This is a genomic window from Rhodococcoides fascians NBRC 12155 = LMG 3623 (genome assembly GCF_001894785.1).
Lineage (GTDB): Bacteria > Actinomycetota > Actinomycetes > Mycobacteriales > Mycobacteriaceae > Rhodococcoides > Rhodococcoides fascians.
In genome coordinates this window covers 587,543-609,458 of sequence record NZ_BCWW01000003.1, presented here as the reverse complement: position 1 = coordinate 609,458, position 21,916 = coordinate 587,543, and the positions used below count along the sequence as shown (strand labels likewise).

Sequence of the window (21,916 nt, the reverse complement as noted above, 5' to 3'; positions counted from 1 at the left end):
GCTTCACAACAAAGCCGGACCCCGCTTTCGCAGGGCCCGGCTTTCGCGTTGTCGGGACTTTCTACAGCTTGGTCATCGGGACGCCGCCGATGAGCATCATCTTGACGCGACCTGCCGAGCCGAAATCGATCAGCACCATAGCCTTGACTCCGGCACCCGTGGATTCGAGCACCGTACCCAGTCCATACTTGTCGTGGCTGACTCGATCACCCACGGCCAGAACCAGATTGGAGTTTCGGCCCTTCGCGGCACCGAAGCTCGGAGACGAACTCTGGCCACGACTCGACGACCCGCCGTAGCTACCGGAGCCGTAGTTGCCCGAGCCGTAACCGCCGCCCGAGCCGTAACTGTTCGATCCGTAGCTGCCGGATCTACCGCCGCCGATTGCGCGGCCGCCGCCGGTGCCCGGGTCTTCGCGACGCCAGTCGATCAGATGTTGCGGAACCTCTTGCAGGAAGCGTGATTCCGGGTTGGCGATGGGCTGACCCCACGCCGACCTCATGATCGCGCGCGTGAGATAGAGCCGCTGCCGCGCGCGAGTGATGCCCACGTACGCCAGCCGTCGTTCCTCGGACAGCTCGTTCGGATCACCGAGCGCACGCATGTGCGGGAACTGGCCGTCCTCCCACCCGGTGACGAAGACGACCGGAAATTCCAGCCCCTTGGCGGTGTGCAGCGTCATCAACGTCACGACGCCGGTGCCCGAGTCGGGGATCTGATCGGTATCGGCAACCAGAGAAACCCGTTCGAGGAACGCGGCCAACGAACCGGGCTCGGCCAGACCGTCGACCCCGCCGTCGTCGTCGTTTCGGTCGTCACCTGTCTCGAGCGCCTCTTCCGCCACTGCGGCCTGGTTACGCGCCTCGGACGTGAACTCCCGTGCGACGCTGACCAATTCGTTGAGGTTGTCCAGGCGAGCACCGTCCTGCGGGTCGCTGCTGGCTTCGAGCTCGGCGCGATAGCCGGTGCGGTCCAGAACTGCTTCGACCACATCGCCGATATCGGCGATGTCGTTGCCGTCTCCGTCGGTGGCCGTCAGTACGGCACGCAACTCGTCGAGTAGTTCCATGAACTGAGCGATCAACTTCTGCTGCCGCGAGTTGAGCAACGCCACCTTGCCCGCGGCGGCGTCGTGCAGCGCTCGCGAGAAGCTGATGTCGCGTTGCTCGGCGTGTACGGCCACACACGCCTCGGCGCGGTCTCCGATGCCGCGTCGGGGGGTATTGAGGATGCGCCGCATGCTGACGGTGTCGTCTTCGTTGGACAGCACGCGCAGGTACGCAACGAGGTCACGGACCTCCTTGCGCTCGTAGAACCGGACGCCGCCGACGACTTTGTACGGCAGACCCAGACGAATGAAGATCTCTTCGAGCGCGCGCGAGGAGTTGTTCGTCCGGTAGAACACTGCCACCTCGTCGAAACGCACATCCCCGCTGTCGACGAGACGATCGATTTCCGACGCGACGAACGACGCCTCGTCGTGCTCGTTGTCGGCGACGTACCCGACGATCAGTTCGCCTTCACCGGTGTCGGTCCACAACTTCTTCTCGCGTCGTCCGATGTTGCGCGAGATGACGGCATTGGCCGCCGACAGAATGTTCTGCGTCGATCGGTAGTTCTGCTCGAGCAGAATGGTGCGAGCGTCGGGGTAGTCGCGCTCGAACTCCTCGATGTTGCGAATGGTCGCGCCGCGGAATGCGTAGATCGATTGATCGGCGTCACCCACCACGCAGAGTTCACCCGGCGCGACGGTGCCCTCGAGCGCGCCGTCTGCATCGGGCGTGCCGACGAGTTCGCGAACCAGCATGTACTGGGCGTGGTTGGTGTCCTGGTACTCGTCGACCAGTACGTGCCGGAACCGGCGTCGGTAGTACTGCGCCACCTGCGGGAAGGCCTGCAGAATTCCCACCGTTTCGCCGATGAGGTCGTCGAAGTCCATGGCGTTGGCTGCGCGCAGACGCTGCTGATAGATGCGATAGACCTTCGCGACGAGTCGGGGCAGCTCGGCAGGGTCGCCGTCGGCGTCCTCGGCGGCCTTGTCCGGGCCGATCAGCTCGTTCTTGAGGTTGGAGATCGCCGTCGAGAGCAGACGAGCCGAGAACTTCTTGGTGTCGATCTGCAGGTCTTTGGAGATCATCGTCAGCAGCCGGCGTGAGTCGTCCGCGTCGTAGATCGAGAAGTTGGAGTTCAATCCCGGCAACAATGCCGCCTGGGCGCGCAGGATGCGCACGCAGCTGGAGTGGAACGTCGACACCCACATGGCGTTCGCCCGCGGCCCCACCAGACCTGCCACTCGCTCGCGCATCTCGGCGGCGGCCTTGTTGGTGAACGTGATCGCCAGGACCTGCCCCGGCGACACCCCCCGCTCCGCGAGCAGATATGCGATGCGACGCGTCAGCACCGCTGTCTTGCCCGAGCCTGCACCGGCCACGATGAGCAGCGGCGATCCCGTATGTACGACGGCCTCGCGCTGCTGAGGATTGAGCCCCTCCAGCAGCGCGTCGGACGAGGAGTTCTTACGGGACTCGAGGCCCTGGAGGAATGTGTTCATCGTCTGGCCAGGCTACCGGCGCGTACCGACAAACCCACATCCCGTGGTCGTCGGCGTCATCTCCGACTTTTCAGGACGGTTACCCCGTGGCACACTGGATCGGTGATCGAAAAAGTCGTGCGTCATCGCTTGCGTCGGATCGGCCACTGCGCAGCCGGACGAGCGGGAGCCTGTCGACAGTCGTAACGCCCCAGCTTTCCCGGCGGGAATCTCGTCGATCTCGGTCCTTCGAGACGAAACCCAGCCGACAGCCGCTGCAGTTCCGAATACGAAAGGCGTAACGGTGCCGGACGACGCAACGATCCAAGATGTGACCCGAGGAGAGACGATGGCTATGACGACGAAGATCGATTCAGAGACTGCATTGCCTTCCAGCGAAGCCGAGATCAACGATCTGCGTCAGGAGATCGATCGTCTCGACGCCGAGATTCTCGCGGCAGTGCGGCGTCGCTCCGAGGTCTCGCAGATCATCGGACGCACCCGCATGGCGTCCGGCGGCCCGCGCCTCGTGCACAGCCGTGAGATGAAAGTTCTCGAGCGTTTCAGCAGCCTCGGTCAGGAAGGCCACACGCTGGCCATGCTCCTGCTCCGCCTCGGCCGCGGTCGCCTCGGCCACTGATCGAACCCCGGTTGGGCGCGCAGGATGCACGCCCAACCGATGCTCTACTTCAGTGCGATGTACTTGGTCTCGAGGTATTCCTCGATTCCCTCGGATCCGCCCTCACGGCCGAATCCGGATTCTTTGACTCCACCGAACGGTGCTGCCGCGTCCGAGATCACTCCGCGGTTGACACCCACCATGCCGCTGTCGATCGCGTCGGCCACCCGGAGCGCACGGTCCAGGCTCTCGGTGTAGATGTACGACGCCAATCCGTACTCGGTGGCGTTGGCTGCGTCGATTCCTTCCTGTTCGGTGTCGAATCCGACGATCGGGGCCACCGGGCCGAACACTTCTTCCTTCAGAATGCGGGCCGACGTCGGCATGTCGGTGAGCACGGTCGCCGGGTAGAAGTAGCCGTCGCCACCCGGTGCGCTACCGCCGAGCGCTACCGTCGCGCCCTTCTCCACGGCATCGTCGACGAGCTCCTGCACGGTCTCGAGCTGGTCTGCGTTGATCAGCGGTCCGAGCTTGGTGTCGGGGTCGACGCCGGGTCCGAGCTTCATCTCGGACATCTTCGCCACCAACTTGGTGGTGAATTCCTCACGCACGCTGTTGTGCACGTGCAGACGGTTCGCCGCCGTGCAGGCCTCGCCGCCGTTGCGCATCTTCGCCAGCATCGCGCCGTCCACCGCGTCGTCGATGTTCGCGTCGTCGAACACGACGAACGGGGCATTGCCACCGAGTTCCATCGACGTCCGCAGCAACCTCGTCGCGGACTTCTCGACGAGCGACTTACCGACGCCGGTGGATCCGGTGAAGGTGAGTTTGCGGAGCCTCGGGTCTTCGAGCAGCGGCCCGGTGACGTCGCCGGACTTCGACGTCGTCAGCACGGAGAGCACGCCCTCCGGTAGACCCACCTCGTCGAAGATCTGCGCGAGCAGCAGCATCGTCAGCGGGGTCTCTCGTGCCGGCTTGACCACGATTGTGCAGCCGGCGGCCAGGGCAGGGCCGATCTTCCTGGTGCCCATCGCCAACGGAAAGTTCCACGGCGTGATCGCCAGTACCGGGCCGACCGGAGCCTTTGTCACGAGAATGCGGCCGTTGCCCGCCGGGGCCGGAGTGTAGCGACCACCGATGCGCACCGCTTCCTCGGCGAACCACCGGAAGAACTCCGCACCGTATTTCACCTCGGCCTTCGACTCCGCGAGGGCCTTGCCCATCTCCAGGGTCATCAGCAGCGCGATGTCGTCGGCACGTTCGGTGACCTTCTCGAACGCCGCCCGCAGGATCTCGCTGCGCTCACGAGCAGGTGTTGCCGCCCAACCCTTCTGCGCTGCAGCAGCCGCGTCGAGGGCCTTCATCGCGTCGGCCGGGGATGCGTCGGCCACGTCGGTCAACGGCTTACCTGTAGCTGGATCGTTCACCGCGAACGTCTTACCGCCCTCGGCGTCGACGGCCTTACCGCCGATCCACAGTTTTGCCGGAATCGATTCGATCAATGCACGTTGGTCCATACCGTCCATGATGCCTCCGCAGTGCCCGATGCAAACGACAAACGACGCGCGCATGACTCGGCACCGGATTACTGTTGGTTCGTATGAGCGTCGATATCACCGGCACGGATGCCTGGCAGAAACTGACCGATCACCACTCCGAGATTGCCGATACTCATCTCCGAACTCTGTTCGCCGATGACGCCGACCGAGGGCGCACCTTCACCCTCGCCGCCGCGGATCTTCACATCGACTACAGCAAGCATCGCGTCACCAGCGAGACTCTCGCCCTGCTGATCGAACTGGCCCGCACCGCAGACGTCGAAGGCAAGCGCGACGCCATGTTCGCAGGCGAACACATCAACACCTCAGAGGATCGCGCTGTTCTGCACACCGCGCTGCGCCTTCCCGCCGATGCGTCGTTGACCGTCGACGGCCAGGACGTCGTAGCCGATGTGCACGAAGTCCTCACGGCCATGGGCGAATTCACCGATCGCGTGCGTTCGGGCGAATGGGTCGGTGCCACGGGCGAGAAGATCTCCACCGTCGTCAACATCGGTATCGGTGGATCCGATCTGGGCCCGGTCATGGTCTACAACGCACTCCGTCACTACGCCGACGCGGGGATCTCGGCGAAATTCGTCTCCAACGTCGACCCCGCCGATCTCGTCGGCGCGCTCGACGGACTCGACCCGGCGTCGACGCTGTTCATCATCGCCTCCAAGACCTTCTCCACCCTCGAGACGCTGACCAACGCCACCGCGGCCCGGCGCTGGCTCGTCGACGCACTCGGTGAGGACGCCGTCGCCAAGCATTTCGTCGCCGTGTCCACCAACGCCGAACGCGTCGCGGACTTCGGCATCGACACCGACAACATGTTCGGCTTCTGGGACTGGGTGGGCGGACGCTATTCCGTGGACTCGGCAATCGGACTGTCGGTCATGGCCGTCGTCGGCAAAGAGGCATTCGCCGAGTTCCTCGACGGTTTCCATCGGATCGACGAGCACTTCCGGTCGACACCGCTCGCCGAGAACGCACCGGTTCTGCTCGGCCTCATCGGCCTGTGGTACAGCAACTTCTTCGGCGCGGAAACCCGTGCGGTGCTGCCGTATTCGAACGACCTCTCCCGTTTCGCGGCCTACCTGCAGCAGTTGACCATGGAGTCCAACGGCAAGTCTGTCAAGGCCGACGGCTCCCCCGTCACCACCTCCACCGGCGAGATCTTCTGGGGCGAGCCGGGCACCAACGGTCAGCATGCCTTCTACCAATTGCTGCACCAGGGAACACGTTTGGTGCCTGCGGACTTCATCGGTTTCGCCGAGCCCACCGACGATCTTCCCACCCGCGACGGCACCGGCTCGATGCACGACCTGCTGATGAGCAACTTCTTCGCACAGACCAAGGTGCTCGCCTTCGGCAAGACCGCCGAGGAAATCGCCGCCGAGGACACCCCGGCAGATGTGGTGCCGCACAAGGTGATGCCGGGCAACCGACCGTCCACCTCGATCCTCGCCCCCAAACTGACCCCATCCGTCGTCGGACAATTGATCGCCCTGTACGAACACCAGGTCTTCGTCGAAGGCGTCATCTGGGGAGTCGACTCCTACGACCAGTGGGGCGTCGAACTCGGCAAGACCCAGGCACTCGAACTGACCCCGGTACTCACCGACGCCGAAGCCCCTGCCGTGCAATCGGATTCATCCACCGACGCCCTGGTGCGCTGGTACCGCGATCAGCGGGGTCGCGCGAAGTAGGTCGGTCGGCCTGAGGTCGGTCGGCCTGAGGTCGGTCGGGCCCGGCCGGGACGCAGATCTGCTCCCCAGTTTCGGATTTATGCCTCCGATCGGCGTCGGATATTCGAAACTGGGGAGCTTTTTCGCTGCATAAGGATCCGAATCGACGGTCGGCGCGTCCAAGCATCCATGGACCTACCTCACACCGACCTGTTCACCAGAGCTGACGCACTTACCTTCGGGTTGACCGACGACGACCTGAAAAGGCTGCGCCGCGCCGGTGAATTGTCGGTACTGCGACCGGGCTTCTATGTGCCTACCACGCTGATGGACGAGGCCAGCCCGACCGAACGTCATTTCCTGCTGGCGCGGTCGTATCTGATGTCCGCACCGGCGGACGAAGTGCTCAGCCACGTCTCGGCGGCCATCGCCTGGGGCTTCGACGTCTGGCAGCTGCCGCTCGACAAGGTGCACATGACACACGGTATCGATTACGCGAGCAAGCGTCGCCCGCTCCGAATTCTCCACGGGACTACATTGAACCCCGCCGAACGCACAACCGTCAACGGGTACCCGGTCACCACCGCGGCTCGAACGGTCGTGGACATCGCTCGAACCAGCAGTGTGGATCGATCGGTATGCGTCGGCGACAGTGCACTGAGATCCGGCCACACGGACTCGGACGCGCTGGCCCACGCGGTCGAATCCGCACGATTCCGAACCGGCATCGCAGCCGCCCGACGCGCGGTGTCTCTGATGAACGGGCGTAGTGAGAGCGTCGGCGAATCGCGCAGCCGAGTGCTGTTCGAAACCCTCCCGCTCCCCACACCTCTGCTCAACCAATGGGTGCACGACGGAGCCGGCCGCTTCGTGGGAAGAGTCGACTTCCTGTTCTGGGAGCTGGGTGTCATCGGCGAATTCGACGGCGAATCGAAGTACGACTCGAAACGCGTTCTGTTGGATGAGAAGTATCGCGAGGACCGACTTCGCGAACTGGGTTGGGTCATCGTGCGGTGGAACTGGCGTGAACTCGACGATCCCCGAGCACTGCTTCGCCGCTTCGAGCAGGCCTTCGCCCGCGCAGCTGCGCTACCGGCACCCCGCGGATGGTTCGGCGACCAGCGGATGGCGGCGGATCAGCTCCCCAGTTTCGGATAACCGACTCCGATCGGCGTCACATTTACGAATGTGGGGAGCTGATCCGCAGGACACGAGCCAAATCGTCACACCCGCGCCAACACAGCTGAGGTATCGACTCCGACGGGCAGGGTGCCGAAAGCAATGCCCCAGTCTCGGTCGAGTCGGCTCGCGCAGAAGGCGTCGGCCACTGCGGGGTTTCCGTGCATCACCAGTTGCGCGCCCTGGAAGGTCAGTGCCATCAGTTCGACGACGCGTCGGGCGCGATATTCCATGTCGGAGGTGTCGGAGAGTTCTTTCCCGACGCGGGCGATGGCGTCGTCGAGGCGAGAGTCCACGCCCGACGCCTTGCCGATCTCACCGAAGAAGGCCTCGACGCTGTCGGGTTGACGCGCGAGTGCACGCAGCGAGTCGAGGGCTGCGACGTTGCCCGACCCTTCCCAAATCGACATCAGCGGCGATTCACGGAACAACCGCGGCATGCCCGATTCTTCGACGTAGCCGTTGCCGCCGAGGCATTCGAGTGCTTCGGCGGCGTGGGCCGGCGCTCGTTTGCACACCCAGTACTTGGTGACGGCCAACGCAATTCGGCGTAGGGCGCTCTCCTGCTCGTCGCCGCGGGCGGAACCGTCGGTGGCCTGCGCCAGACGAATCATGGCGGCGGTGGCGGCCTCGGATTCGATGGTCAAGTCTGTCAACACGTTTCGCATCAGAGGCTGATCGATCAGTTGCGCACCGAAGGCAGCTCGGTGACGTGCGTGATGCACCGCGCGGACGGTGGCATTGCGGATACCGGCAGCAGAGCCGATGACGCAGTCCAATCTGGTCATGTTCACCATCTCGATGATGGTGCGCACCCCGCGGCCCTCCTCGCCGACGAGCCAGCCGGTCGCACCGTCGTATTCCAGTTCTCCCGAGGCGTTGGATTTGTTGCCGAGCTTGTCCTTCAAGCGCTGCAGCATCATTCGGTTACGGGTGCCGTCGGGCAGCACCCGCGGCAACATGAAGCACGAGAGCCCGCCCGGTGCCTGGGCCAAGGTGAGGAACATGTCCGACATCGGCGCAGAGGTGAACCACTTGTGGCCGACGATCGAATAGGTTCCGTCCGACGACGGGGTGGCCGTGGTGGTGTTGGCGCGAACGTCCGAGCCGCCTTGCTTTTCCGTCATCGACATACCGGCGATCAATCCGCGTTTGCTCGACGGTTCGCGCAGCCCGAAGTCGTACTCCCGGGACGCGAGCAGAGGCTCGAACTGCGCGGCGAGAGAGGGGTTGTGCCGCAACGCCGGTACGACGGCGTAGGTCATCGAGATCGGGCACATGTGGCCTGCTTCGGCCTGTCCCCATACGTAGAATTTCGCGGCGCGGGCCACGTGCGCACCCACTCGGTCGTCCGTCCACGGGCTGGCGTGCAGTCCGTGCTGCACCGCGACGGTCATCAGATCGTGCCAGTGCGGGTGGAATTCGACCTCGTCGACGCGATGGCCGTACCGATCGTGAGTCCTGAGCACCGGTGGGTTCTCGTTCGCGAGCCTGCCCCACTCCTGGGCCTCGACTCCGCCTGCGAGAGCGCCCAGTTGACGCACCTCCTCGCGCGCCCAGCCGCCGCCGGCTCGGTCGAGACCGTCCAGCAGCGAGGCGTCGTCGGACACGTCGTAGGGCGTCAGGTCGGTCGCCTGATTGAAGACCTCATGTGTGTTCATCTCGAACTCCTAACGCACGCAACGAATAAGCGACGAGACCGGGGACCACGTCCACGGACTCGTGCGAGGACAACGGACCGACCAGCACTTCGCCGACGGCACCCACGAGCCCGGCGGCCGAGATCGCCGCGTCCTGATCGGGAATTTCCCCGGCCGCGATTCCTGCCACGATCGCGTCGGAGAACGCAGCAGTGAATTTGCGCCGGAACACCAACCGCTCGGCGTCCACTGCTGGATCGACCGGTTCGGCGAGCAGCGCGTAGGCCATCGTGCGGTTCTTCAGGGCCCGCCCAGCGAAGGTCTGGACCACAGCGGCGACTCGCTCGGATGTGCTGCCCTGTGCGGCGACGGCGACCACCGCAGCCACTTCTCGGGTGCAGACCTGCCGGAAGATCTCGACGACCAGGTCGGACTTGCCGTCGAAGTGCGTGTAGACGCTGCCCGCGGACACGCCTGCGGCCGCGGCGACCGAGGCCACCGACAGGCCCGCGTATCCCTTGGTGGACAGGACCTCGACGGCGGCAGCAAGCAGTTTCGTTCGGCCGGCATCGAGCCGGGCCTGCACTGCGGGTGTTCGCCGGTAGGGCATTGAAGGATTGAAGCACTGATTCAGTGCTTCACGCAAGGGGACTCGAGTAGGTTCGTAACCATGCCGGTACGGATCGAACGATCAGGCCCCGTCACCACCGTGGTCCTCTCACGCCCGGAGGCACGCAATGCCGTCGACGGGCCCACTGCTCAGGAACTCACTCAGGCCTTCGAGGAATTCGACGCCGACGAATCCGCGTCGGTTGCCGTGTTGTGGGGCGAAGGCGGGACCTTCTGCTCGGGTGCCGATCTGAAGGCGCTCGGCACACCCAGGTCGAACCACGCGACCGAACACGGCGACGGTCCGATGGGCCCGACGCGAATGCGGTTGTCCAAGCCCGTCATCGCCGCGGTGTCAGGGTACGCCGTCGCGGGTGGGCTCGAACTCGCCCTGTGGTGCGACCTACGCATCGCGGAGGACGACGCCACGTTCGGCGTGTTCTGTCGGCGCTGGGGCGTGCCTCTGATCGACGGCGGCACAGTGCGATTGCCGCGCATCATCGGCACCGGACGAGCGATGGACATGATTCTCACCGGACGCGCCGTGGCCGCCCAGGAGGCGTTGGACATCGGCCTGATCACCCGGGTGGTTCCGGTCGGCCGTGCCCGATCCGAGGCCGAGGCGCTGGCCGCCGAACTGGCATTGCTGCCCCAGACCTGCATGCGCGAGGATCGGCTGTCCGTCCTCGAGCAAGACGGCCTCGACGAGGAAGCCGCGCTGAAGAACGAGTTTCGGCACGGTGCCATCTCGATCACCGCCGACGCGCTCACCGGAGCGAGTCGGTTCGCCTCGGGCGCGGGGCGACACGGTACCCCCAGTCCGTGATCTCGACCCGCCTGTCGGTGATCGACGAGATCTTTCTCCGCACACACCGCGGGTACGGCACACCGATTGCACTGCAGGGCATTTGGCGTACTGCCGAGTCGGTGACCCAGGACGAACTCGATCGGGTACACGCTGCGCTCGCACGTGGGCAGCTGGGTCGGCAGGTCGGCGTGCCTCGCATCCCCGGTGCCCGGCTCCGATGGGACGTCTGTTCCACCTCGCTGCCGCTGACGGTCGCCTCCGAGCCGGTCGACGACGCCATCGAGTGGGCCGACCACCAGGCCGATGTGCAGTTGGATCCGCAATACGGACCGGGCTGGCGGTTGACGGCAGCTCCGCTGGCTGACGGCGGTACCGTCGTATCGCTGGTGTGCTCGCATGCGCTCGCCGATGCCCGTGGCCTCATCGACGCTGCCGCACAGTCGTTTTCAGGCTCGGTAGAAAACGAACCGATCGCCTCCCCCGGTTCGGACGCAGCGGACGCTCTGCGCATGATCGTCACCGTGCTCGTGCGGTCGATCGTCGCGACCGCTCGACTGTGGGTGAGCGCGAAGGCTCGGGCCGAGCTGCGCGCGTTCACGGCATCCGACTCGAATCGCACTCGCCCCCACCGTGTTCGACGGGCTTTCTCGGTGGTCGTGGACGTCGATGCAGCGTGGTGGGATTCGGCTGCCGAGCTCGGTGGTGGCTCACCCAATTCGTTGTTCGTGTGCGTCGTCGCCGCGACCATGGCAGAACTCGGCTCACCCACGGTGACCGTCGACATCCCCTTCCGCACCGGATCCGGCGACGCGAACTCGATCGGGATGGCCACCGTCGACGTTCGCGGAGACGATTCACCGGCGGCAGTGCGCGCGGCGTGCAAAGCTGCCTTCGCCGCGCCCGTCGGAGCGCCCGCGGGGTACCCGCCCGAGGTTGTCCAACTGCTCCCCCACCGCCTTGCGGCGAAGTTGACCTCGACGCCGGGGCGCGGAGAAGTGTTGTGCTCCAACATCGGCGACATTCCGCATGCGCTGACGACCCTCGGGCCGCATCGATCCTGCGGTCTGGCCACCCGCGCGATCCACCCCGCGCCGACGGGACCGATCCCGCTGTCGACGATCAGGCTGTCGACCTACCTGTCCCGGATGGACGGGCGCTACACACTCTCCCTGGTGTGCACCGACGACGCGCTGGTCGGATCGGCGGCAGAGCTCACTGCAGCGGTGCACCGCGCTCTGGCGCGGCGAAACCTGGCCGGTACACCCTGGTAGGTCTACCGTTGCAGCCATGAACGAGCACGATATCCACACCAAGATTCAGCAGCTGATCGCCACCGAGCACAAGCTGCGCACCGACACCCAGGCCGGGGAGATCGACCCCGACACCGAGAAGGCGCAGCTCGCGTCACTCGAACACGCTCTCGATCAGTGCTGGGACCTGCTCCGGCAGCGCCGCGCACGCATCGACGCAGGCAAGGACCCCGACTCCGCGACGGCCAACAGCGTCAACCAGGTCGAGGGATACCTGCAGTAGTTCCGGTCATTCCGCAGGCTCCACTCCTGCGCTCAGACCATTCGATCCGTCAGCACGTTCGGCAGGAACCGCAGCGCCGCGTCGATGCCTCGCCATTTCAGGCCGGGCAGCGCGGCGCGGCGCGTTTCGCTCTCGATGGCACGGACCATCGCGGTGACACCTTCGTCCAGAGTGGCTGTGAGAGCAGCACTGTCGCCTGCGCCGGCCGACATGTCGGTGGCGATGAAGCCCGGCAGCAGCGTCGTGACGACGATGTCGGTTCGAGCCAACTCGGTGGCCAACGATTCTCCCAGAGAGGCCACCGCCGCTTTGCTGGCCGAGTAGGTCGCCTTGGCACCGGGCAGACCTCGATCGGCGCTGATGGACGAGACGAATACCAGGTGTCCGTGTTTCTGGGCCCGGAATATCGCCAACGCAGCCTCGGCCTGCGACAGCGCACCGACGAAATTGGTGCGTGCGGTCTGCAGATTGGCGTCCGCGCGACCGGATCCGATTTTCGCACCCTTGCCGAGTCCGGCATTGACGACAACTCGATCCAGGCCGCCCAACTCGTCGCGCAGTTCGCCGAACACCGTCACCACGGCATCGTGATCGGTGACGTCGAGGGCGCGCACCGCCACGGTGATCCCAGGATGCTGCGTCATCAGTTCGGAACGAAGCTCGTCGAGCCGCTCGACCCGTCGCGCACAGAGCGCGAGATCACGGCCCATGGCTGCGAAGCGGCGCGCCATCTCCTCACCGAGTCCTGAACTCCCGCCGGTGATCAGAATCTTGCTCCGAGTGGTCGCCATAAGCGGGGAGCCTATGTCACTGTGGAGCAATGGCCCCAGAGAGCTCGGAATTCGATGTGATCGTCATCGGCGGAGGACCCGTCGGTGAGAATGCCGCGCAGTACGCGATACAAGGCAGCAGCCGCACCGCCGCCATCGTCGAACACGAACTCGTCGGCGGCGAATGCTCGTACTGGGCATGCATGCCCAGCAAGGCGCTCCTGCGGCCGAGCGAGGTGCTCGATACCGCCCGAAACATGCCGGGTGTGAAAGAACTGGTCGGCGATCAGCCCCTCGACGCCGACGCCGTACTGGCCCGACGCGAATCCTTCACCCACGGCCTCGACGACTCGTCGCAGGTGTCGTGGGCCGAGTCCGCGGGCATCTCGGTGATCCGTGGCCACGGACGGCTCAGCGGGGTCAAGACCGTCGAGGTCGACGGCAGAACGCTCACAGCTCGGCATGCGGTGGTGCTGGCCACCGGCACCACCGCGTCGGTGCCGAACACGCCTGGCCTTCGCGATGCCCGACCGTGGATCTCCCGCGACGCCACGAACATTCACGAGACCCCCGGCCACGTGGCCATCATCGGCGGCGGTGTCGTGGCGAGCGAGGCAGCGACGTGGCTGCTGTCCCTGGGGGCGAAAGTCACGATGATCGTGCGCGGCTCGTCCCTGCTGGCCGGCTCCGAGCCGTTCGCCGGGCAGCTCGTCGCCGACGCACTGAAACAACGCGGCGCAACGATCATGCTCGACGCGTCCCTGACGGCCGTGTCGCGGCAAGATCCCGCCGACACCGGCGTCGGCCGAATCCACGGTGGTCCGGTCACTCTCACGGTCGGCGGCGAGGACCTCGTCGTGGACGAGGTGCTGGTCGCGGCGGGCCGCTCCCCGGCGAGCTCGGATCTGGGACTGTCCTCCGTCGGTCTTCCCGACGGCAGATACGTCGACGTCGACGACCACCTCACTGTGGGGGACCACGACTGGCTCTATGCCGTCGGCGATCTCAACGGCCGGGCACCGTTGACGCACATGGGTAAGTATCAGGGACGGGTGGCCGGTGACGTCATCGCCGCCCGGGCCGAGGGAAAGCCGCTCGATCACAAGAAGTTTCGCGCCACCGCCGACCACGGACAGATTCCCCAGGTCGCGTTCACGCCCCTCGAGGTCGCCTCGGTCGGGCTCACCGAGGCCAAGGCGCGCGAAGCCGGTATCGACGTCGAGATCGCGGCCCAGGACATCGCCGTCGCGGGTTCCTCCCTACATCAGGACGATTACTCGGGTCGTGCGCAGTTGGTGATCGACAGGGCCACCGACACTCTCGTCGGGGCGACCTTCGTCGGGCCGGGGGTGGCGGAATTGGTGCACGCGGCCACCGTTGCCGTGGTCGGGAAGGTATCGCTCGACGATCTGTGGCATGCGGTGCCGTCGTACCCGACGGTCAGCGAAATCTGGCTCCGACTACTCGAATCGCGCCGGTGACAGGTTCAGCTCCGCGCATATGCCGCAGCTATGCCTGCGTAAGTTGTCGGGTTGGTTCGCCTCAGGCGTAGAGCCACCAGGACCCCGAGGATCGCTGCGAGGATCAGCACCACCGGTACCGCGTTGACGACGGCAGAATCGGATCCGGTGAGCACGCTGTAATGCGTTCCGGCGAGGATCAATCCAATTGTGAACCCGAGAAATCCGATGCCCGGGGCAATCGCGGTGCGCCACACGGATCGATCGGGATGGCCGATGAAGAACACGACCACCGACAGTGCCGCGGCGGCCTGCAGCGCGATGACACCCAGAGTGCCGAGGCCGATGGCACCGGCCGCATAGCTCAGGTAGGGGTCGGCACCGGCCACCGCGAAGCCCGTCAGCGATACCGCTGCCACCACCGATGCAGTGATGCTACCGATATGCGGGCTCGCGTGCCGCGGGTGAATTCGGCCGAGCCACACCGGAAGTACACGCTCACGCCCCAGCGCGAACAGATAACGACTGGCGGCGTTGTGCACCGCAAGATACGACGCGAGCACGCTGGTGCACAGCAGCACTGCGGTGCCGTCGTACAGCACGGTTCCGCCGTACTCGCGCGCCAGCGTGAACAGTAGGTTGCCCAGTTCGGTCTGGGCCAGCGCCGGAGCGTCGACACCGCCTGCCGCACCGACGACGATCCAGCTCGTCGTGACGTAGAAGACCGCGATGATCGACACCGCAATGAACGTCGCACGCGGGATGCTCCGCCGCGGGTCCTTGGTCTCCTCCCCGTACAACGCTGCGGATTCGAACCCGATGAAGCTCGAGAAGGCGAACATCATGGCGATACCGAGCGAACCGGAGAACACCTGAGTGGGTGTGAACGACTCCAGTGGCACTGCGGCAGCGCCCTTCTGCCCGACGACCAAGCCGTCGAACACCACCAGAAAAGCGAACTCCAGCACCATCAGTGTCCCCAAGACCTTGGCGGAGAGGTCGGCATTTCGGAACCCGAGAATTGCCACGATCACCACGGCAACGCCGGTGAAGACGTACCACGGAATATCGATGCCCGAATCGGCGAAGACCAGATGGGTGAAATAGCCGAATGCTCCCGAAAGCCCGCACGCAAGTGACGTATACGCGACAACTGCGACATATGCGGCAGCAATTCCGGGCGGTTTACCCAACGCGAGACCGATGTAGGTGTAGAACGCACCGGTACTGTAGACCTGCTGCGCGATCGCCGCGAACCCCACCGAGAAGCAGAGCAGCACAACGGAACTGATCGCGTACGCGGCAGGCAACCCAGCCCCGTTTCCGCGAATCAATGCCAGTGGCACATTACCGATCATGGCCGCCATCGGTGCTGCGGCAGCAACCACCAGAAATACCACTCGCCCGGTGGTCAGAGTACGTCGCTCGGACATCGTTGGGACGCTACCCGTACTGGGAGCACAATGCTGACACCGAACGCGATCGCTCGGGTCGCATCCCGCGTTGCCGAGTAGATTGGTCGAGTGACCGAGAATTCGCCGAAGCAGCAGCCGCTTCTCGTGCTGGGCAAGATCACCGAGATTCTCGATGCGTTCTCGTTCGATCGCCCGGCCATGACGCTGGGCGAGATTCAGCAGAGCACCGGGCTGCCCACCTCGACGGTGCAGCGTCTGGTCACCAACCTGGTTCAACAGGGCTTTCTGGATCGAGGCGGCGATCGCATCCGCATCGGGGTGCGGATGGCGTACTGGGCCGCGACCGCGACCAAGGATCTCGACGTGTTGTCGGTCGTCAATCCGATCCTCAAGGACATGCGCGATCTGACGACCGAGACAGCGTGCTTCTTTCGGCCCGAGCAGAACTACCGCGTGTGCGTTGCCATTGCCGAGACACGGCATGCGTTGCGACGAGACATGTACGTCGGCAAGGTCATTCCGCTCAGCGCAGGATCGGCCAGCCGTGTCCTACTGGCCTGGGACTCGGAACTGGCCGAGCGTGTTCTGTCCCGCGAACTCGAATCGTTGACCGAGCAGACGGTGACCGAGGCCGAGACGATGCGGGAACTGTTGGCGCAGACAAGGTCCGACGGCTACGCGATCACCACCGGTGAGCGCGAAACCGGCGCATCGGGGCTGTCCGCTCCGGTGTTCGATTCGGCCTCGGACATCGTCGGTGCCGTCACCATCAGCGGCCCGACATTACGGATGCCGCAGTCGCAGTGCGAGGCCTGGGTGGACCTGCTGATCTCGCATGCCGAACAGATCACCCGGACCCTCGGCGGCCGCTACCCCGCCTGACCCCAGGCCTCGGGATTGACCGGGTGCGGCGGGAGCTCACCGCGCAGCATCGCCACGGCATTGGTGGCGCACAGGCGCGCCATCTCCGAGCGCACCGAGACCGTCGCGCTGCCCACGTGCGGCAGGAGCATGGTATTGGACAGTTCGGCCAGGCCCGGCTCGAGCGCAGGTTCGCGTTCGTAGACGTCCAATCCTGCTGCTGCGATCGATTTCTCACGTAGAGCAACCACCAGCGCTGCCTCGTCGACCACCGGCCCACGCGCGGTATTGATCAGAATCGCCGACGGCTTCATGGCCTCGAACACGGCAGCATCGACCAGATGCCGGGTGGAGTCCGACAACGGGACGTGCAGCGACAGAAAGTCACTCGTTGCGACGATCTCGTCCCACGCCGCATGTTCGACGCGGCCGGCGAACTCACCGAGTTCGTCGTCGGAGACCTCGCGGTAGCCGGGCGGCCGGGGGCAGAACTTCACCGTCATGCCGAAACCCAGTGCCCGCCGAGCGGTGGCCCGCGCGATCCGGCCGAAACCGGCAAGGCCGAGCACACGGCCCGAGACATCGCTGCCCAGCAGCAGTTCGGGCTCCCACCCGGTGAAGGATCCGGACCGAACGAAGGCATCGGCCTCGACCGCGCGGCGGGCCGTGGACAGAATGAGGAGCATCGCGATGTCTGCGGTCGAATCCGTCAGCACACCTGGAGTGTTCGCGGCGGTGATTCCGTGGCGTGTGGCGGCCGAGATGTCGATGTTGTCGAATCCGACGGCGTAGTTGGATATCCCGACGAGTGATGCCGAGGCCAGCAGCTTCGCATCGAACCGGTCGCGTAGCTGGGAGACCACGACGGAGTAGTCCCCCGAAGCGCATGCCTCGACCAACTGCTCGTAGTCCAACGAGCGGAGGTCGACCTCGCCGGCGGCCCGCAGAATGTCCATGCCGGGAGCCGGGATTTCCGACGTGACGAGAATGCGGCTCATACGACCCACTCGAACACGTGCGCCTCGGACCTGGCACCCTGCACGGTTTTCGATCGCATGGGCTCCTCCAGTTCGGCCAGCAGGCCCTCCGACAGAGAGACCATGCGTGCCAGCGTCTTCGGCTCGAACCAGTCCGGCCTCGTCGCGAAGAGAATGTCCTCGGACGAGGTGTTGCCACTGGCACCGGGGGCGAAGGGGCAGCCGCCCAGTCCGCCGAGCGAACCGTCGACCATCGCGGCTCCGGCCGCGATGGCGGCCAGAGTGTTCGCGACGCCCAGACCCCACGTGTCGTGACCGTGGAACACCACCCGGCGGTCCGGAGTTTCCGCGCGTACCCGTGAGATCAGCGACGACACCTGAACCGGCACCGCCTGTCCGAGGGTGTCGCAGATGACAATATCCGTTGCGCCCGTGGCTCGTTCGTCGTTGGCGATCTCGATGACCCGATCCGGCGGTACCTGTCCCTCGAAAGGACAGGTGAACGACGTTGCGATACACAGCTCGATCTGTCCGCCCACCGAGCGTGTGATGTCGACGGCATCGGGCATCGCGGCCAGCGATACCTCGGTGGTGCGCCCGATGTTGGCCTGGTTGTGCGAGTCCGACGCGGAAAAGCAGTACTGGAAGTTGCGAGCGCCTGCAGCAGCGGCCTTCTCGACGTGGCGTGGAGTGGCGACCCACACCCAGCATCGCTCGAGTTCCTCGGCGGTCAGCTCGCCGATGACCTCGAGGGTGTTGGCCATGGGCGGCACTTTGTCGCCGCGTGCCATCGAACCGATCTCGAGGGCCGGCACGCCGAGTTCGATGAGGGCCCTGACGATCTCGAGTTTGCGTTCGGTGGAGAGCATCTTGCCGGTGAGCTGCAGTCCGTCGCGCATCGTGACGTCGCGTAGCTCCGTGGTGGGGGTGAAACGGTACATCTACAGGCCCATCTCTTCGTCGGTCCGGCCGAGCAGCGTCGACAGTACTTCTCTGGTGTGCTCGCCCAGATCCGGCCCGACCGAACGGATCGGCAGGGATGCATCACCGATCACCGGGACAACTCCGACGAACCCGACGTCGGTGGGCTCTCCCTGGCCGGTGTCGACCGGAAAGTGCTGAATCATGTTGCGGGCCGCGTACTGTTCGTCGGCGACGATGTCCGCAGCGGTGTAGATCGGACCCGACGGCACCCCCGCGGCATCGAGTATCTTCAATGCCTCGGCGCGCGAACGCAATCCGGTCCAAGCCGAGATCGCGGCGTCCAGCTCGTCCCGGCGACGCCACCGGCCGGCGTTGGTCGCCAGGTCCGGATCGGCTCCCAGATCGGGTCGGTCGATGGTCTCCATGTAACGCTGGAAGATGGCGTCGCCATTACCGGCGATGATGATCGAGTGACCGTCGTTGCACGGGTACGCATTCGAGGGCGCGATGCCCTCCATCCGGCCGCCCGTCCGTTCGCGTTCGACGCCGTACGCCAGATAATCCGGGATCAGAGACTCCATCATCGACAGGATGGATTCGTTCAAGGCCACATCGATGGAACGCTGTTCGAGCGACAACGGGTCCGATTTCTCTGCTGCGCGCTGCGTCTGTCGTTGGAACAACGCCATGACACATCCGAACGCCGCATAGAGACCGGCGATCGAGTCACCGATCGACACACCGACCCGCACGGGCGGCCTGTCCGGATCACCGACGAGGTTGCGGAAACCGCCGTACGCCTCTGCCACAGCGGCAAATCCGGGTCGCTGCGACATCGGACCGGTTTGCCCGAATGCCGAGATACGCGTGATGATCAGCTCCGGATTGGCGGCACTGAGCACCTCGGGCGAGATGCCCCATTTCTCCAGCGTGCCGGGCCGGAAGTTCTCCAGCACGATGTCGCATTTGGCGGCGAGATCGACGACGTCCTTGCGACCTTGTTCGGTACGCAAGTCCAGCACGATCGATTTCTTGTTCCGGTTGATCGTGCGGTACAGCATCGACGTCGTACCGGAATACAGCCGCCAATTGCGCAATTCGTCGCCGGTACCCGGCCTTTCGACCTTGATCACCTCGGCACCGAAATCGGCGAGCATCCTGGCCGCCGTGGGTGCGGCGATGTAGTTGCCAAGTTCGAGAACTCGAACTCCACTGAGCGGCAATGCCATTGTGTTCCTTTCGGTATTCGCGGAAGAGGTCACAGGATCCAGCTCATCGGCACGATCAAGGCGATGGCGATGACCGATGCCACCGACACGCCCACCGAGCACGTCTTGAGTGTGCCCCTCGTCGACTGGCCCATCAAGGACTGCAGCAGCCAGAACGTGTTACTGGTGACGTGCACGGCGAGCAGTGATCCGGCACCGGCGGCAAGCGCGATGAACACCGGGTCGAGACCGATCAGCGGCGCGACAGGCGCGAGGATGCCGGCCGAGGTGATGGCCGAGATCGTCACCGATCCGACGGCGATGTGCAACGCGGCAGCGATGACCCACACCATCAACAGTGGTGCCGCGGTACTGGCCGTGAAGTACTGGCCGAGTATGTCGCCGATACCCGCCTCGTTGATGACGGCTGCGAGCGATCCGCCGACACCGGTGAGGATGAGGATCTGACCGCTCTCGGCGAAACCACGAGCGAGAGCTTTCTCCACCCGCTCCTGACCGACGTGGTAACGGCCGATGAGGCACGTCCCGACCAGTCCGAGGAGCAACGCGATGACCGGGCTGGCGATGAATTCGACCACCGGAACCGAGATCTCGGCGACTTCGAGAACGGCACCGATCGCGATCAGGACGAGCGCGAGCAGCAACGGCGAGAGCAACACCAGCAGCGAGGTCTGTTTCTCGGTGCGCACCTTCTGGGCCACGCCGCCGCCGGCTTCGAGTGGCTCGTCGTCGGTTTCGACAGGCTCCGGGCCCCCGGGCCCAGTGACTACGGTGATCTGTTGCTCGTCCTTCTCCTCGTTCCACCAACCGTGCCGGAAGACGAACGACATGATGGCCACCGACAGCACGACGACAGGAACGATGAGGATCAGTCCGTAGATCATCATCTTGCCCAGCGGCACGCCGAGCAATCCGGCCAGCGCGAGCGTCGCGACTCCGGGAACCATGAACACGATGCCGCACTCCAGGGCGATGGCCAGCGCCGTGGCCATCCTCGCCGTGCCGTACTTGCCGATCTTGGGGGCGAGGTTGCGAGCGAGCGGTGCGGAGATCACGAGCAACACGTCGAGGAAGATGGACTGCAACAGAGTCGCGATGGTCAGCGACAGCGCGTACGGGAGCCGCTTGGGGCCGAAGGCTCTCAGCAAGGTGCCGACGAGACGCTGGATGGCGCTCATCTCCTGCAGCACCGAACCCATCAGGACGCCGAACGCGATGAGCAATCCGACCTCGGCCATGATCTCGCCGAATCCGCCGGTGATCGTGTCGACAGTGGTCGACACTCCCAGCTTGGTCGCCAGGCCCAGGTACGCAGCCCCGAGCACCAGCGAAATCACCGGGTTGAAATGGAAACGAACGATGAAGACCACCACCGCCAGTACTGCGACGACGGTGTTGATCACGATCCACAAATCGGACATCGGTAGGTCTTTCCACCAGAGAGTGACCGCCGCCATGCATGACGGGCCGGTGTGATGCGTCGCACCATTGCTCACATTATGGGCACAGATTTACTTCGTGAGCAAGAGCGACCCCCGGCTTCGCGTCAGATGGGCTGCGCGCGCCGAATCGACAGCGCAGCTCGCGAGGCATCCAGTTCGACCGGGGAACGCACCGACATCGGCCCGACTCGCAGGATTCCGTCCGAGAGCGGCTCGACCCGCAATCCACCGCGACCGATCAGTGCCTTGCGAGCGCCGTCGACCACCATGCGGTCCATCCACGCGCACGGATGGGCAGGTCGGCCGCCCCGGAAGCGAATCCAGCCGTCACCGGAATCGAGCTCGAATTCCAGTCCGCGCAGTGGGTCGAGTTCCAACCCGCGGACCACAACGTTCCGTCTGGCCACGGCCGGGTCGGGAACGTCGACGCCCAGTACCTCGCCGACGGCGTCCCAGGCTTCGAGTGCCAGAAAGCTCACCGCTGCCTCGGTATGAGCCTTGACCCCGAAGAACCGATCGCCGCGGATGCCCTTGTGGGCGACGATCTCGACGCTGTCCGGCAATTCGGTCGGCACCTCGGCTGGGCCGTCCTTGGACCTCCCGAAGTACGCGTGCGAGGGCGCTCGCAGCAGCTCCACTATCTCGGCTCGATACTCGAAAGGCATGCTTTCGAGTCTGCCCGGTACCCGAC

Annotated in this window: 19 protein-coding genes; 8 read left to right on the top strand and 11 right to left on the bottom strand. The window is 65.0% G+C overall.

The genetic code is table 11. From position 1 onward, the window contains the following. Nucleotides 1-61 precede the first annotated feature (61 nt). The gene (gene pcrA, locus RFA01S_RS10640) at nt 62-2,551 is read right to left on the bottom strand and encodes a DNA helicase PcrA (RefSeq protein ID WP_032407595.1); all 2,490 of its coding nucleotides are present in this window, start codon (nt 2,549-2,551) and stop codon (nt 62-64) included. 328 nt (nt 2,552-2,879) lie between these two features. Between pcrA and RFA01S_RS10635 the strand changes: the two genes are divergently transcribed. Then, nucleotides 2,880-3,170, top strand: a complete 291-nt coding sequence (locus RFA01S_RS10635; RefSeq protein ID WP_027496010.1) for a chorismate mutase — start codon at nt 2,880-2,882, stop codon at nt 3,168-3,170. A gap of 44 nt (nt 3,171-3,214) precedes the next feature. On the opposite strand, the gene RFA01S_RS10630 is transcribed toward RFA01S_RS10635, so the two are convergent. Further along, nucleotides 3,215-4,666 carry an NAD-dependent succinate-semialdehyde dehydrogenase gene (locus tag RFA01S_RS10630; RefSeq protein WP_032407710.1) on the bottom strand — a complete coding sequence of 484 codons (1,452 nt, stop codon included), beginning with the start codon at nt 4,664-4,666 and terminating at the stop codon, nt 3,215-3,217. A gap of 83 nt (nt 4,667-4,749) precedes the next feature. On the opposite strand from RFA01S_RS10630, the gene pgi reads away from it, so the two are divergent. Both pgi and RFA01S_RS10620 read left to right on the top strand, forming a co-directional pair. After that, nucleotides 4,750-6,399 carry a glucose-6-phosphate isomerase gene (gene pgi, locus RFA01S_RS10625; RefSeq protein ID WP_032407596.1) on the top strand — a complete coding sequence of 550 codons (1,650 nt, stop codon included), beginning with the start codon at nt 4,750-4,752 and terminating at the stop codon, nt 6,397-6,399. A gap of 168 nt (nt 6,400-6,567) precedes the next feature. After that, a complete protein-coding gene (locus RFA01S_RS10620; RefSeq protein WP_048319418.1) occupies nt 6,568-7,536 on the top strand; it encodes a type IV toxin-antitoxin system AbiEi family antitoxin domain-containing protein in 969 nt (322 codons plus the stop codon). A gap of 65 nt (nt 7,537-7,601) precedes the next feature. On the opposite strand, the gene RFA01S_RS10615 is transcribed toward RFA01S_RS10620, so the two are convergent. Then, on the bottom strand, nt 7,602-9,218 hold the full coding sequence (locus tag RFA01S_RS10615; protein ID WP_032407597.1) for an acyl-CoA dehydrogenase family protein: 1,617 nt from the start codon (nt 9,216-9,218) through the stop codon (nt 7,602-7,604). After that, on the bottom strand, nt 9,205-9,807 hold the full coding sequence (locus RFA01S_RS10610) for a TetR/AcrR family transcriptional regulator (protein ID WP_032407598.1): 603 nt from the start codon (nt 9,805-9,807) through the stop codon (nt 9,205-9,207). Before RFA01S_RS10610 ends, RFA01S_RS10615 begins: the two co-directional genes overlap by 14 nt. A gap of 60 nt (nt 9,808-9,867) precedes the next feature. Here RFA01S_RS10610 and RFA01S_RS10605 point away from each other — a divergent pair, with 60 nt between their 5' ends. Genes RFA01S_RS10605 through RFA01S_RS10595 form a run of 3 tightly spaced genes read left to right on the top strand, consistent with a single transcriptional unit; the run spans nt 9,868 to nt 12,147 of the window. Beyond that, nucleotides 9,868-10,632: a crotonase/enoyl-CoA hydratase family protein gene (locus RFA01S_RS10605; RefSeq protein ID WP_027496004.1), complete on the top strand. Its 765-nt coding sequence runs from the start codon at nt 9,868-9,870 to the stop codon at nt 10,630-10,632. Further along, nucleotides 10,629-11,885, top strand: coding sequence for a hypothetical protein (locus RFA01S_RS10600; RefSeq protein WP_052060766.1), 1,257 nt, complete (start codon nt 10,629-10,631; stop codon nt 11,883-11,885). Before RFA01S_RS10605 ends, RFA01S_RS10600 begins: the two co-directional genes overlap by 4 nt. Before the next feature lie 16 nt (nt 11,886-11,901). Further along, a complete protein-coding gene (locus RFA01S_RS10595; RefSeq protein WP_027496002.1) occupies nt 11,902-12,147 on the top strand; it encodes a DUF2630 family protein in 246 nt (81 codons plus the stop codon). Between the two features lie 32 nt (nt 12,148-12,179). Here RFA01S_RS10595 and RFA01S_RS10590 read toward each other — a convergent pair whose 3' ends face one another. Then, nucleotides 12,180-12,938 (bottom strand): SDR family oxidoreductase, encoded by a 759-nt coding sequence (locus tag RFA01S_RS10590; protein ID WP_032407599.1) that lies wholly within the window; start codon nt 12,936-12,938, stop codon nt 12,180-12,182. 29 nt (nt 12,939-12,967) lie between these two features. Between RFA01S_RS10590 and RFA01S_RS10585 the strand changes: the two genes are divergently transcribed. Continuing rightward, nucleotides 12,968-14,398, top strand: a complete 1,431-nt coding sequence (locus RFA01S_RS10585; RefSeq protein WP_032407600.1) for a dihydrolipoyl dehydrogenase family protein — start codon at nt 12,968-12,970, stop codon at nt 14,396-14,398. Between the two features lie 5 nt (nt 14,399-14,403). Here RFA01S_RS10585 and RFA01S_RS10580 read toward each other — a convergent pair whose 3' ends face one another. Continuing rightward, the gene (locus tag RFA01S_RS10580) at nt 14,404-15,810 is read right to left on the bottom strand and encodes an APC family permease (RefSeq protein ID WP_032407601.1); all 1,407 of its coding nucleotides are present in this window, start codon (nt 15,808-15,810) and stop codon (nt 14,404-14,406) included. A 90-nt stretch (nt 15,811-15,900) separates the two neighbouring features. Between RFA01S_RS10580 and RFA01S_RS10575 the strand changes: the two genes are divergently transcribed. Continuing rightward, the gene (locus RFA01S_RS10575; protein WP_228139160.1) at nt 15,901-16,674 is read left to right on the top strand and encodes an IclR family transcriptional regulator; all 774 of its coding nucleotides are present in this window, start codon (nt 15,901-15,903) and stop codon (nt 16,672-16,674) included. Here the strand turns inward: RFA01S_RS10575 and RFA01S_RS10570 are convergent. The 5 genes from RFA01S_RS10570 to RFA01S_RS10550 all read right to left on the bottom strand — a co-directional run bounded on the left by RFA01S_RS10570 (nt 16,662) and on the right by RFA01S_RS10550 (nt 21,890). Further along, nucleotides 16,662-17,651, bottom strand: coding sequence for a 2-hydroxyacid dehydrogenase (locus RFA01S_RS10570; RefSeq protein WP_032407602.1), 990 nt, complete (start codon nt 17,649-17,651; stop codon nt 16,662-16,664). The genes RFA01S_RS10575 and RFA01S_RS10570 overlap by 13 nt on opposite strands. Further along, complete coding sequence (locus RFA01S_RS10565) at nt 17,648-18,571, bottom strand: hydroxymethylglutaryl-CoA lyase-like TIM-barrel protein (RefSeq protein ID WP_032407603.1); 924 nt, start codon at nt 18,569-18,571, stop codon at nt 17,648-17,650. Before RFA01S_RS10565 ends, RFA01S_RS10570 begins: the two co-directional genes overlap by 4 nt. Beyond that, complete coding sequence (locus RFA01S_RS10560; protein ID WP_094650547.1) at nt 18,572-19,783, bottom strand: CaiB/BaiF CoA transferase family protein; 1,212 nt, start codon at nt 19,781-19,783, stop codon at nt 18,572-18,574. It abuts the gene before it with no gap. Between the two features lie 29 nt (nt 19,784-19,812). Further along, nucleotides 19,813-21,204 (bottom strand): GntP family permease, encoded by a 1,392-nt coding sequence (locus RFA01S_RS10555; protein ID WP_032407714.1) that lies wholly within the window; start codon nt 21,202-21,204, stop codon nt 19,813-19,815. A 125-nt stretch (nt 21,205-21,329) separates the two neighbouring features. Continuing rightward, nucleotides 21,330-21,890 carry a molybdenum cofactor biosysynthesis protein gene (locus tag RFA01S_RS10550; RefSeq protein WP_032407604.1) on the bottom strand — a complete coding sequence of 187 codons (561 nt, stop codon included), beginning with the start codon at nt 21,888-21,890 and terminating at the stop codon, nt 21,330-21,332. Nucleotides 21,891-21,916: the final 26 nt, after the last annotated feature.

Excerpts from the sequence above, each read along its gene's own strand:
- RFA01S_RS10580 (WP_032407601.1), bottom strand. The coding sequence starts at position 15,810 with ATGTCCGAGCGACGTACTCTGACCACCGGGCGAGTGGTATTTCTGGTG.
- RFA01S_RS10585 (WP_032407600.1), top strand. The coding sequence starts at position 12,968 with ATGGCCCCAGAGAGCTCGGAATTCGATGTGATCGTCATCGGCGGAGGA.
- RFA01S_RS10560 (WP_094650547.1), bottom strand. The coding sequence starts at position 19,783 with ATGGCATTGCCGCTCAGTGGAGTTCGAGTTCTCGAACTTGGCAACTAC.
- pgi (WP_032407596.1), top strand. The coding sequence starts at position 4,750 with ATGAGCGTCGATATCACCGGCACGGATGCCTGGCAGAAACTGACCGAT.
- RFA01S_RS10550 (WP_032407604.1), bottom strand. The coding sequence starts at position 21,890 with ATGCCTTTCGAGTATCGAGCCGAGATAGTGGAGCTGCTGCGAGCGCCC.
- RFA01S_RS10590 (WP_032407599.1), bottom strand. The coding sequence starts at position 12,938 with ATGGCGACCACTCGGAGCAAGATTCTGATCACCGGCGGGAGTTCAGGA.
- RFA01S_RS10555 (WP_032407714.1), bottom strand. The coding sequence starts at position 21,204 with ATGTCCGATTTGTGGATCGTGATCAACACCGTCGTCGCAGTACTGGCG.
- RFA01S_RS10630 (WP_032407710.1), bottom strand. The coding sequence starts at position 4,666 with ATGGACCAACGTGCATTGATCGAATCGATTCCGGCAAAACTGTGGATC.
- RFA01S_RS10620 (WP_048319418.1), top strand. The coding sequence starts at position 6,568 with ATGGACCTACCTCACACCGACCTGTTCACCAGAGCTGACGCACTTACC.
- RFA01S_RS10610 (WP_032407598.1), bottom strand. The coding sequence starts at position 9,807 with ATGCCCTACCGGCGAACACCCGCAGTGCAGGCCCGGCTCGATGCCGGC.
- RFA01S_RS10595 (WP_027496002.1), top strand. The coding sequence starts at position 11,902 with ATGAACGAGCACGATATCCACACCAAGATTCAGCAGCTGATCGCCACC.
- RFA01S_RS10565 (WP_032407603.1), bottom strand. The coding sequence starts at position 18,571 with ATGTACCGTTTCACCCCCACCACGGAGCTACGCGACGTCACGATGCGC.
- RFA01S_RS10635 (WP_027496010.1), top strand. The coding sequence starts at position 2,880 with ATGGCTATGACGACGAAGATCGATTCAGAGACTGCATTGCCTTCCAGC.
- RFA01S_RS10605 (WP_027496004.1), top strand. The coding sequence starts at position 9,868 with ATGCCGGTACGGATCGAACGATCAGGCCCCGTCACCACCGTGGTCCTC.
- RFA01S_RS10615 (WP_032407597.1), bottom strand. The coding sequence starts at position 9,218 with ATGAACACACATGAGGTCTTCAATCAGGCGACCGACCTGACGCCCTAC.
- pcrA (WP_032407595.1), bottom strand. The coding sequence starts at position 2,551 with ATGAACACATTCCTCCAGGGCCTCGAGTCCCGTAAGAACTCCTCGTCC.
- RFA01S_RS10570 (WP_032407602.1), bottom strand. The coding sequence starts at position 17,651 with ATGAGCCGCATTCTCGTCACGTCGGAAATCCCGGCTCCCGGCATGGAC.